General features: G+C 41.5%; 7 protein-coding genes. 3 read left to right on the top strand and 4 right to left on the bottom strand.

The genetic code is table 11. The features are described from left to right. Positions 1-5: 5 nt before the first annotated feature. Together bglX and fucO are read left to right on the top strand one after the other, a co-directional pair. On the top strand, positions 6-2,255 hold the full coding sequence (bglX, locus tag BQ5338_RS04670; protein WP_071145620.1) for a beta-glucosidase BglX: 2,250 nt from the start codon (positions 6-8) through the stop codon (positions 2,253-2,255). A 285-nt stretch (positions 2,256-2,540) separates the two neighbouring features. After that, positions 2,541-3,695: a lactaldehyde reductase gene (gene fucO / locus BQ5338_RS04665; protein WP_078063406.1), complete on the top strand. Its 1,155-nt coding sequence runs from the start codon at positions 2,541-2,543 to the stop codon at positions 3,693-3,695. 68 nt (positions 3,696-3,763) lie between these two features. Here the strand turns inward: fucO and eno are convergent, their stop codons facing one another. Continuing rightward, on the bottom strand, positions 3,764-5,044 hold the full coding sequence (gene eno / locus BQ5338_RS04660; protein WP_071145618.1) for a phosphopyruvate hydratase: 1,281 nt from the start codon (positions 5,042-5,044) through the stop codon (positions 3,764-3,766). Between the two features lie 284 nt (positions 5,045-5,328). On the opposite strand from eno, the gene BQ5338_RS04655 reads away from it, so the two are divergent. Beyond that, complete coding sequence (locus BQ5338_RS04655) at positions 5,329-6,519, top strand: cation:proton antiporter (RefSeq protein ID WP_071145881.1); 1,191 nt, start codon at positions 5,329-5,331, stop codon at positions 6,517-6,519. Positions 6,520-6,986: 467 nt separating this feature from the next. On the opposite strand, the gene BQ5338_RS04650 is transcribed toward BQ5338_RS04655, so the two are convergent. From BQ5338_RS04650 to BQ5338_RS04640, 3 genes are all read right to left on the bottom strand, one after another. Then, positions 6,987-9,056 carry a TonB-dependent receptor plug domain-containing protein gene (locus BQ5338_RS04650; protein WP_071145617.1) on the bottom strand — a complete coding sequence of 690 codons (2,070 nt, stop codon included), beginning with the start codon at positions 9,054-9,056 and terminating at the stop codon, positions 6,987-6,989. Positions 9,057-9,083: 27 nt separating this feature from the next. Beyond that, complete coding sequence (locus BQ5338_RS04645) at positions 9,084-10,187, bottom strand: YncE family protein (RefSeq protein ID WP_139265178.1); 1,104 nt, start codon at positions 10,185-10,187, stop codon at positions 9,084-9,086. A gap of 83 nt (positions 10,188-10,270) precedes the next feature. Further along, positions 10,271-12,457 carry a receptor L domain-containing protein gene (locus BQ5338_RS04640; RefSeq protein WP_071145616.1) on the bottom strand — a complete coding sequence of 729 codons (2,187 nt, stop codon included), beginning with the start codon at positions 12,455-12,457 and terminating at the stop codon, positions 10,271-10,273. Positions 12,458-12,465: the final 8 nt, after the last annotated feature.

Raw genomic sequence — 12,465 nt, 5'->3', positions numbered from 1 at the left:
AAATGATGAAAGTATTAAAAACTCTAGTGACTTGCTTGTTACTGACATCTTTGGTGTCGTGTGCAAAGCAATCCGAATCTAAGGAAAAAGTAATTGAAGGCAGAGTTGAAAATCTGCTCTCTAAAATGACACTCGAAGAGAAAATTGGTCAAATGAATCAGATCAGTTCTTTGGGCAATATCGAGGAGATGAGTGTGCTAATAAAAAAAGGAGAGGTGGGTTCGATCTTAAATGAGATTGACCCTGTTCGTGTCAACGCTTTGCAGCGGGTGGCAATGGATGAATCTCGTTTAGGCATTCCGTTGCTTATTGCCCGAGATGTCATTCACGGTTTTAAAACTATTTTCCCTATCCCTTTGGGACAGGCGGCTTCTTTTGATCCTAAGGTTGCAGAAGAGGGAGCTCGAGTTGCGGCTATTGAGGCTTCTTCGGTAGGTATTCGCTGGACTTTTGCGCCAATGATAGACATTGCTCGCGACCCTCGTTGGGGACGTATTGCAGAGGGATGCGGAGAGGATACATACTTAACATCTGTGATGGGTGCGGCTATGGTGAAGGGTTTTCAGGGTGATTCATTGAATGATCCTACTTCTATTGCGGCTTGCCCTAAACATTTTGTGGGCTACGGAGCTGCTGAGGCAGGGCGCGACTATAACTCTACCTTTATTCCTGAACGGCGCTTGCGGAATGTTTATCTGCCTCCATTCGAAGCGGCTGCTAAGGCTGGGGCGGCCACCTATATGACCTCTTTCAATGATAACGACGGTGTTCCTTCATCCGGAAATGAATTTATATTGAAGCAGATATTACGTAAAGAATGGGGCTTTGATGGTTTTGTGGTTTCGGATTGGGCTTCGATAAAAGAGATGGTAACTCATGGTTTTGCTGTTGATGACAAAGAAGCTGCTATGAAAGCGGCGAATGCGGGAGTGGACATGGAGATGGTGAGCTATACTTATATGAATCATTTGAAGGCCTTGATAAAGGATGGAGAAGTCAAAGAAAAGGTTGTTGATGATGCTGTTCGTAACATCTTGCGGATAAAGTTCCGTTTAGGATTATTTGATAATCCTTATGTGGATGAGAAGCGTGCTTCGGTGATGTATGCCGGTGCTCACTTGGCTGCGGCTAAGCGTGCAGCAGTTGAGTCGGCTATCTTGTTAAAGAATAGCAAGAATGTATTGCCGCTGAATGAAGCGGTAAAGACTGTGGCGGTAGTTGGGCCGATGGCTGATGCTCCTTACGAACAAATGGGTACATGGGTGTTTGATGGTGATAAGACGCATACGCAAACTCCTCTGAAAGCCATAAAAGAAATGTATGGAGATCGGGTGCAGATTCTTTATGAACCGGGACTCGCTTTTAGTCGTGATAAAAATCTGGCGGATGTGTCCAAAGCGGCTGCGATTGCTGCTCGGGCTGATGTTATTTTGGCTTTCGTTGGTGAAGAATCGATCCTTTCCGGCGAAGCGCACTGTCTGGCTGATTTAAATCTGCAGGGAGCTCAATCTGAATTGATAGCTGCACTGGCTAAAACCGGTAAGCCTTTAGTGACTATTGTTATGGCAGGCAGACCGCTAACCATTGGTAAAGAAGCTGATTTATCCACGGCATTGCTCTATTCATTCCATCCCGGAACAATGGGTGGACCGGCATTGGCCGATTTGATCTTCGGTAAAGAGAATCCAAGTGGAAAGACACCTGTCACATTCCCTAAGATGGTTGGGCAAATACCCATGTATTATTCGCACAATAACAGTGGTCGCCCGGCTACTCGCAGCGAAACATTGCTGAACAATATTCCTGTGGAAGCCGGACAAACCTCTCTTGGTTGTACTTCTTTTTATATGGATGCGGGTTTCGACCCTCTTTATCCATTTGGTTTTGGGTTGTCATATACCACATTTGAGTATAGTAACGTGAAGTTGTCTTCCACAGAATTAAAGAAGGAAAATGTGCTGACTGTTACATTCGACTTGAAGAATACAGGTAAATATCAGGGCACCGAAGTGGCTCAACTTTATGTGCAGGATAAAGCCGGCTCAGTCACCCGTCCTGTGAAAGAGTTGAAACGCTTTACGCGTGTAGAACTTAAGCCGGGCGAAAAGCAGACCGTTTCTTTTGAACTTCCTGTGAGCGAACTGGCTTTCTGGAATATAGAGATGAAAAAGGTTGTTGAACCTGGTGATTTTGGCTTGTGGGTAGCAACCAACAGTCAAAGTGGAAAAGAACTTTCATTTAAGGTCGTGGAGTAATTGGTTGTTTTAAGGTTGAAAAGCAGGAGAGAAGCAAGTTCGTTACTTATTCTTTCCTGCTTTTTTATGACGATTTGTTTTGCTTTTATTTTCTGAAGTTCTCTGTTCTTCAATGATTGCCCTCTGCTTTGTTCTCCTCTATTCGTTTTAAAGAATAGCTGTTTTGATTTTTATATTATTGTTTATGATACTCGCTTGTTTTTGTGAAGATTAGTGAGTTGCTTTTTCATATCTTTGTAACACGGAGCATAGCACATATTATCAATAAACATAGATAGAATTATGATTAACAGAATTATTTTAAACGAGACCTCTTACTTTGGAGCCGGATGTCGTAGCGTAATTGCAGTAGAAGCTGCTCGCCGCGGTTTTAAGAAAGCCTTTTTTGTAACAGACAAAGATCTGATTAAATTTGGTGTTGCTGCTGAAATCATCAAAGTACTAGATGATGCAAAAATTCCTTATGAACTTTATAGCGATGTGAAAGCTAATCCTACTATTTCGAATGTGCAAAACGGTGTTGCGGCATTCAAAAAATCAGGAGCAGACTTTATCGTTGCACTGGGTGGCGGTTCGTCTATTGACACAGCTAAGGGAATTGGTATCGTGGTTAATAATCCTGATTTTGCAGATGTGAAGTCTTTGGAAGGTGTGGCTGATACAAAAAACAAAGCTGTTCCTACTTTTGCATTGCCTACTACTGCGGGTACTGCTGCTGAGGTAACAATCAACTACGTCATTATTGACGAAGATGCAAAGAAGAAAATGGTTTGTGTCGATCCGAATGATATTCCTGCTGTTGCCATTGTTGATCCCGAATTGATGTACTCTATGCCTAAAGGCTTGACTGCTGCTACGGGTATGGATGCTTTGACGCATGCTATTGAGAGTTTCATTACTCCGGGTGCATGGGTGATGAGCGATATGTTTGAACTGAAAGCGATCGAAATGATTGCTCAAAACCTCAAAGCTGCTGTGGATAATGGTAAAGACACGGTTGCACGTGAGGCCATGTCACAGGCTCAATACATTGCCGGCATGGGATTCTCAAATGTTGGTTTAGGCATTGTTCACTCTATGGCACATCCGCTGGGTGCATTTTATGATACCCCTCATGGTGTGGCTAATGCATTGCTATTGCCTTATGTAATGGAATACAATGCAGAATCTGCAGCTGCCCCAAAATACAAAGACATTGCCAAAGCAATGGGTGTGGATGTAGAAGGTATGAGCTGTGAAGAGGGGGTGAAGGCTGCTATCGAGGCTGTAAAAGCACTCTCTATCAGTATCAATATCCCACAGAAGTTGCATGAGATTGGTGTGAAGGAAGAAGATCTCTCTGCATTGGCTGTTGCAGCATTCAATGATGTTTGTACCGGTGGAAACCCTCGTACTACTTCGGTTGCTGATATTGAAGCGTTGTATCACAAAGCATTCTAAATGAAAGAGCATATAAAAAAAAAGCCGGGAGCGAATTGCTTCCGGCTTTTTTTTATAAGTCTTTTAGACTATTTCTTAAGACGTTTGTATCCGTATACGGCACGATCGCCCAATTCTTCTTCAATGCGTAGCAATTGGTTGTACTTAGCCATACGGTCAGAGCGGCTCAATGAACCAGTTTTGATCTGTCCGCTGTTGGTAGCTACAGCAATGTCAGCAATGGTTGCATCTTCTGTTTCGCCCGAACGGTGTGAAGTAACTGTGGTGTATCCGTGGCGGTGTGCCATTTCGATAGCGTTCAATGTTTCAGTTAGCGAACCGATCTGATTTACTTTAATCAGGATAGAGTTGGCGCAACCTTGTTTGATACCTTTTGATAAGAAGTCCACGTTGGTAACAAACAAGTCATCACCTACCAATTGGCAACGTCCACCAATGCGGTCTGTCAACTTCTTCCATCCGTCCCAGTCGTTTTCGTTCATACCGTCTTCGATAGAATCGATAGGGAATTCGTTAATCAAATGTTCCAGGAAGTCAACTTGCTCGTCGGCTGTTCTCTTCACTCCCTTAGTGCCTTCAAACTTGGTATAGTCATATACTCCGTCTCTGTAGAATTCAGAAGCGGCACAGTCCAAACCGATAGTGATATCTTTTTTTGGTTCGTATCCTGCTGCTTTGATAGCAGTCAAAATAGAATTAAGAGCATCTTCGGTACCTTCCAAAGTAGGAGCAAAACCACCTTCATCGCCTACAGCTGTGCTCAGGCCACGGTCTTTAAGTACTTTTTTGAGTGCATGGAATACTTCAGCACCCATACGTAGAGCTTTCTTGAATGATTTTGCGCCAACAGGGCGAATCATGAATTCTTGAAAAGCGATAGGAGCGTCGCTATGTGAACCACCGTTGATGATGTTCATCATCGGAACAGGCATCACGTATGTATTTACGCCACCAATATATCTATAAAGAGGCAGATCCAGGTAGCTCGCTGCAGCTTTAGCAACAGCAAGTGAAACTCCGAGAATAGCATTTGCACCCAGTTTTGATTTTGTAGGAGTACCGTCAAGGTCTATCATCAGGTGATCTATGCCTACTTGGTCGAGAGCTGATACGCCAATAAGATGAGGAGCAATCACTTTATTGATATTCTCTACTGCCTTTTGCACGCCCTTACCTCCGTAGCGTTTGTCACCATCGCGAAGTTCCAAAGCTTCATGTTCTCCGGTTGAGGCTCCTGATGGAACAGAAGCTCTGCCCATTATACCTGATTCCAATACTACGTCTACTTCTACTGTAGGGTTACCTCTCGAATCGAGGATTTCTCTTCCTGTAATCTTTTCTATTTTCATCGTTCTTCTTGTTTTTAAGTTCCCACAAAGATACTTTCTTTTAGGCCGTCGGCGAATCGCTATAAATAGGTATTCAGCGTTCGATGACTCCCTATAAATAAGTAACATTGTTTATTAGCTAAAACAAAACAACGGGTAAAAGGTTTAGGCAAAGGGTGAGGCAGTGAACTGATTAAATGTCTGGCAGATAAAATAATAGTAATATAATTTGGGTGGGTGCTCCTTCTTTTCTATTTTTACACCCGATTTTGGCAATGGACTCTGCCTTTAACCGCCTAAACAATATGTTAACAAGTTTAGCTTTTATCTTCCTACTTGGAATGTTTCTGGGATATTTCTTCATGAAATTAAAGCTTCCCGGATTATTGGGTATGCTGTTTACAGGTATCATACTGGGACCTTATGTGCTCAATGCATTGCAGCCCTCTTTGCTCTCTGTCTCTGTTGATCTTCGTCAATTGGCTTTAGTCATTATACTTACCCGTGCCGGACTGGCTCTCGACATAAAGGACCTGATGAAGGTGGGGCGTCCTGCCTTGCTGATGTGTTTTGTGCCAGCGTGTTTTGAGATAGTTGGAATAATGCTTATTGCACCCCCATTACTTCACATCTCTCTGCTCGATGCTGCCATAATGGGTAGTGTGGTAGCAGCAGTTTCTCCTGCTATCATCGTGCCAAAGATGCTCAACCTGATGGATCAGAGGTATGGTACGAATAAGAGTATTCCGCAGATGATTATGGCAGGTGGATCGGTAGATGATGTCTTTGTTATTGTGATGTTTACTGCATTTACCGGGCTGGCTTTGGGAGGAAAGATTTCTCCGATAAGTTTTTTGCAGATACCCGTTTCTATTGTAACCGGACTAATTGTTGGAATCTTCTTGGGCTGGTGTCTGACACTCTACTTCAAGCGTTATCACATGCGAGACTCGGTAAAAGTGCTTATCCTATTGAGCGTCTCTTTTCTGTTGGTAGCACTAGAACGGGTACTGAAAGGTGTTGTTCCTATATCCGGTTTGTTGGCTGTCATGGCTCTGGGAGCTACCATTCTGAAAACGTATGACGCGTTGGCTGTCCGACTGTCGGGCAAGTTTTCCAAGCTGTGGGTGGGCGCAGAAATATTACTTTTTGTGCTGGTAGGTGCTACAGTCAACATTGAATATGCGCTAGGTGCAGGATTGGCAGCTATTGCCGTGATCCTTCTTGCGTTATTGTTCAGAATGCTCGGCGTGTTTATTTGCATGATTAAAACCCCGTTGACCACCAAAGAACGGCTGTTTTGCATGATTGCTTATTTGCCTAAAGCTACAGTACAAGCAGCTATCGGTTCGTTACCCTTAGCGATGGGCTTACCCTGTGGCGAGATCGTACTAACTGTTGCCGTATTGGCCATCCTGATAACCGCTCCTCTGGGCGCTTTTGGTATTGACATGACTTATAAGAAGCTTCTTGTTCAAGAGAAGAGTGCTTCTTAAATAACTTTTGAATAATAATATTTACATATAAGCTTGATTTTATCGATGATATAACTTCACCGTGGTGAAGTAGTTAATTCACCGCGCTGATCTAGTTAATTCACCACGGTGAACTAGTTAATTCAGCAAACCCCTCTCAGAAGGCTTGTAGAGGCATGTACTAAATGCTTACATTGTACGCTGATTTTTGCTCATTACATTATTTTTCGGTCTGGATTTTCGCAATAATGGCTTCTGTTTCGGTCTGGATTTTCCTGGAAATAGTTTAGTCTCTCCTCGCATTCTGAAGCTCGTGGCTCTTCACTCTAATCAAAAAATACGTTAGAGTACTCTTCACGAAGGTACTATTCTCGCTTTTCGAACTTTTTGCCAATACATATTATATGTCTCCATACAAGGAGAAGATTTATTGCTAAAAGCGTAACACCTTATTGGACTAACAACTACGGCGATACGGAGTATTGTCATTAATTGTTCTCAGAATGATCTTTTTTTCTTCCCCACTTCGGACGTATATCTATCATAATTCCATAGTTCATTCTTGGCATAGGATGTGAGAGGACGGATTCATATTTCTCATTGAAAAGATTATTGATAAGTCCCTTCATCGAGAAATCGACCCAACGAGATGAAAATTGTTTCTGGATGGATAAGTCATTCATAAGATAGGGGAGCACCCGACCGATCTTGGTATCAGTTTCATTACTTGATGTGGTGTATCGTTCGCTATAGTAACACCATTTGTAAGTGAAGTTCCAGCTCTTCCATGACAAATTTCCTGTGAGGGCTGACGAATATTTGGGAATATAGACCAATTGTTTGCCAATGGAAGCATCGGCCCAGTTTACCGGATCTCCATGATTAATAGAAGGAGTCCATGCAAAATTACCATCTACTCTTAGATGGCATGTCGACGATAACTGTACGTTTAGGTTACCTTTTATTTCGATTCCATAGGCATGTACTTGCTTTACGTTTATAGGGCTCCAGAATCCTTTAAAACTGGGGAGCCATACTATCCAGTTCTTTATGTAAGAATCGAACCATGTGACGGAACTTTTTAAAGAATATTTATCTTGCTGGCCAATGGTGAACTCTACACCGCCATCATACGTAAAGCCGCGCTCGATTTTTAGAAAAGGATTGCCTCCCGGCTGGAAATAAAGATCGTTCAGGGTGGGGAAGCGATAATTACGGGAGATGGAAGCCTTTGCTATGACATTTCCTCTTTTGGAGAGTACGTAATCGAAGAATGCTGCTGGGATAATGGGTGTCCATTGGTTGCCATACATGTCTTCACGGATGGCGAGTGAAGTGCCGAAACGTTCGGTCGGTTGCCATTTGGCAGAGAGATACCCCGAGAACTCTATGCGAGCTTTGTCATATCCTACTGTGGCTTTGTCATTGTTCTGCGTGATGAAATTTATGTCCTGACTCTTTACAAAATGTTGATGTATGGTAGTGTTTGCCGTGAATAGCCATTTTTCTCCCAGATAGTAATCATTTTTAAGCTCGCCGTAGAGTGTGTTGGCGTAAGTGCGAGAGTGGACCATATTGACCATCGCTCCGTTGCCCAAGTCGCGCACATAATCATATCCCAGATAGGTATAAACATATCCGGCTTTCGCTCCCATTTTTAGGCTTTGTCGGCTTCTGTCCCATGCTAGTACCCCTCTGAAAGTATTCTCCTTCTTTTTATTACTGTATTCTACGTTATTTCTATAGTCTACATTGAGCATGGGTACTCCGCGGCTTGACTGCATATACCAAGCAGACAAACTGAACTTATCTCCTTTCTTTGTGTCATAATATGCTTCTTGAAGAACATGGAAATCATGAAATTCCCCGGATTTATTCTCTTCTGTCGGATAGTAACTACCCGTTCTATTGTGATTCTCGTCATATGTATATATTCTTTTGTTGTAATTTTTGGCTTTATACTTGTTTTCAGATGCTGAATAAAGGAGGCGTGTAGAGGTTTGCCAATGCTTGTTCCCATAAGTAAGTCGTAAAAATTCATCTGTCGTTTGGTAGGAACTTAAAGCCTGGATGTATTGCAGTCTGAGACCATTTTGCTTGTTCGATTTGGTGGACAGGGCGATTGCACCTCCCAATCCACCGCCCGTGATGTTTACAGAAGAAGTACCGTGCAACAAACTGGCATCGTCAATGAAATAAGAAGGGATAGTAGAGAAGTCTACCATTCCCAACATGGGTGAGTTGATTCTCATTCCGTTCCATGTAACTTGCGTGTGAGAAGGAGAAGTTCCTCTGAAAGAGGCTGTAGACAGAGTAGCACGTCCATATTGCTTAATGAAAATAGTCGAATTTTGGGAAAGAACGTCGGACATGGAATTGCATACTACCTCCTGCAACATAACTGAATCGAGCTTGGTTTCCTGTGTACCGATGTCTTTCATCGGACGACGACCGAGTATGGTCACTTCCGGAATCTTAAATGACCATTTACTTTGTCCCTGTACGCTACCGGTAGATAAGAATGCGAGAGAAAGAAGGACTATATTTATCTTTTTCATGTATATTGTATTGCTTTAGTTGTACTGTTATCTCCAGCAAAATGCACCGGGAATAATTCCTACTTTAAATTCATCGGTTTGCACGCCATCCGAAGAGTAGCGGAGAATAACTCCCGACTGTACATAATCGATAGCATCCGCTATATATATTTCTGAATTGATCGGATTGACGGTTAGCCCGTAGTAAATAGTGTTTTTGTTTGGAATGAATGATTTTACAGGAAAACGTTCGGCTGTTACCGGCAGTCGCCATATATCATTGTTGATGAAATAGAGTGTATCTCGCGTGCCGTTGAGTTGCACTTCCGAAGGATGCTCCCCTAGTTTAAATCTAAATTGCTTCTCTACCTTCTGTGTTGCGGCATCAATGCGATAAAGTGAAGGGGTTTCGTAGCCGTAGGGGCTTCCTTTATAACCTCCGTCGGTGACCGTCCAAATCTTATTGTTTTTATCTATGACGAGCGACGTTGGTTGGATACCCACTTCAATGGAATTGTATACCTGATCGGTCTCTGTATCTATCACTAATATTTTATTGTTGTAGCTCCAACAGTTAGTGAAAACATATTTGCCATATTGCACCATTTGCTCCGTCGATTCACTTCCTACTTTCATCGGCGTATCGATGTAACCTGTTATCTTATAGGTTTTAGGATTAACGATACAAATGCGTCTATCCCAAATTTGGGTAACATACGCCTTTTCATCGCTCAGGAAATGGATGTAGCGCGGTGATGTAAATCCGGTGATGCGTCCTACTTCCTTGAACGTATTTATGTTAATGGCAAAAATAACGCCTGAATTATTGACTACAATCCAGCCAATACCTTTATGAATGGTCATCGATTGTGCCACATCACCTAGCTTTTGTGCATTGGAGCGTGCGAATACTTCTCGCTCTATTTTTTTTGTTTCAGTGTCATAGTAAGATAGAGAGGCATTTCCGTAGGTAAAATTTCCTTCATTAGTAATGAAAAGACCTTTTCCGGTAATGGTGTCACTGATGATTGAATCTTCTTTTATTGAATCCCCACTTGTATTAAAGTCTTCTTCTGTGATAGGACCGTAGTTCATGCACCCGGAAACAAGAAATATCAGACTAAAGAAAAAGATTTTGTAGACATTAAACATAGGCATTTTTATTTAATGATGAAACGGACTCAGAATATCTACTCTCAAGAGCAGATATTCTGAGTAAATTATTTCAATTGAAGTTATGGTTGTTTATATTGTCCGTCTTTCATGTTCTGATAAGTCGGGTTATAAGCACATTTGGTAACGCTCCATTTGCCATCTTCCATAATATTGTTAGTAAATAGAGAGGAAAAATCTGTAAAATCATTAAGTATATTGAGGTGCTTAATGGTTACGCTGGCAGCTTTTGTCAGAAGAGGGAAAGAGAATGTGGTTAATGACTTATTTAAAAAACGTGTTATTGGGTTTAGTCCTCCCATGATTGTTAGATCTCCGTCTACAGTTTCTAGCTTGGGGCAGTTAAGCTCCGTTACAGTTGAGCTTTTACCTCCAACATCTATCGTCAGCCCCTTCTTTCCAACTTTTTTTAAAGCAGGTATTTTTAAAATTGTAGTATTCATATCTTGAATGTAGAATGCAGGCTCGCTGCTACTTACATGAGAGTCGTTTTTACTTATATCTTCTGCAGAGCTGCTGAGTCCAACTGTTTCCAGCTTATTCAAATTGAATTCTGTGAGATTATTCTTTAATAAGAATTGTCCTCCGACGGTTGTCAGATTGGGAGCAGAAATATTGGAGTTAGCTAGGTAGAAGTATCCACCTACCGATTCGAGATTTGGGAAGTTTATCAGTTGTATTAGGTTGGGTGTAACGCTGCCGTAGCTGATTCCTCCATTAATATATAGATTGCCTATTACTTTTTTGAGATTGAATGTTTTTGACTCAAATGCCATGGCTTTATTCGAATCTACAAATATGCGAAAGTCGTTAATTGTTTCAATGCCTTCAAGATCGGGAAGGGCATTTTTCAGATAGAATTGGTCTAAGTTGAGCTTGCAATCCATGGTTGCTTTTCCTTTAATTTTGCTAATTGGAGTGTAGGATATTCTTAGTTCACAATCATTGTTTCCTTGTTTTAAAAAAGAAGTTTTTGAAAAATCAAGTTCCGCCTTGGCATTATCTAAATGGAATAAATAGTACCCTCCTAGTTCTGTTATACTAGTAAGGGAGGGCAACTGCGTTACATTAATGAAGTTGGCGAGAGTTAAGGTACCTCCTACTTTTTGTAGTTTACTGAATCCCCCGAAAGAAGTAAGTGTTTCGTTCCTGTTTACTATGCTACCGATAGCTATTTCTGTAGTACTGGAACTAATGTTCAAATCACCTTCTACAGTTTGTATGGCAGGCAAATTGATCGTTTCAAAAGTGAGAGGGAGTGTTTTGAATAAAATGGCACCAGCCGATTCTAATTTCTCTAAATTGATACTCTTGAGGGAGGCGAGATAGTTTGCCGAGAGTGTATCTCCTACGGAAGTTAATTCAGGTAGAGCTAGTGATACCATTGTACCACTCAGTTCGGGCACTCCATCACCATCTTCGTCCGTAGCACTTTGGATATTGAAATTACCGTTTACCTTACTTAGCGCTTCCATTTGTATGGATTGAAGATTGGACGAATTTATTACCACATTGCCACCTACATTTGCTAATGCTTTTGTCATGATCCATTTTGTTTCGTTATTACAAATAATAACGTTGCCAGTGACAGTTGTTAGTGCTTCGAGAGATACCTGATAAAGAGGAGATGTTGAAAACAAGTTCTTGTTGCCTACATAAAGTCCTCCGATTGAAGTCAGATTGTCTAATCCGGTTAAATCATTGCCTTTATAGCTATTCTTGATAACGATATTTCCTTCCACTTGCTTCAGTTTAGAGAGTTCAGTGATCTTTTCAATATCCTCTCCATCATCAGTTCCAATGGTCAGATTTCCTTTAATGATAGTAACCCCACTTTCTGCAAAAGCTGTGATTTCACTGGCATTGCTTAGTGTCACATCTCCTTCTTGGCGAATATCATCCTTGATGACACGATAAGTATATTGCTTTTCATCACCATTATAAGAAGTTACACGAAAAATACGTTCATTATCCCAATCGGTAATACTTGTTGGCTCGGGTAATATTTTAGCAGACGGGGTGTATTTTAAATCAACAGTTGCTCCGCTAAGTGAAACAGTATAAGGAACAGTGATTGTGATTTCATTGTTGGCAATGATAGCTTCATACGTTTTACCTCCCACGGTTAGGGTAGCAGATGTTATAAAATTTTCATTGGCGTCAGCGGGTGCTTTGTCGTCATCAGAACAACCTTGTAAACAAAAAGAGTATGTTAATATAAAGAGTAAGAATAATAATTTCGTTTTCATTTTTGTTG

The sequence above is a fragment of the Bacteroides ihuae genome, assembly GCF_900104585.1.
In the GTDB taxonomy this organism is placed as follows: Bacteria; Bacteroidota; Bacteroidia; order Bacteroidales; family Bacteroidaceae; genus Bacteroides; species Bacteroides ihuae.
This window is presented reverse-complemented; position numbering and strand designations above follow the sequence as displayed.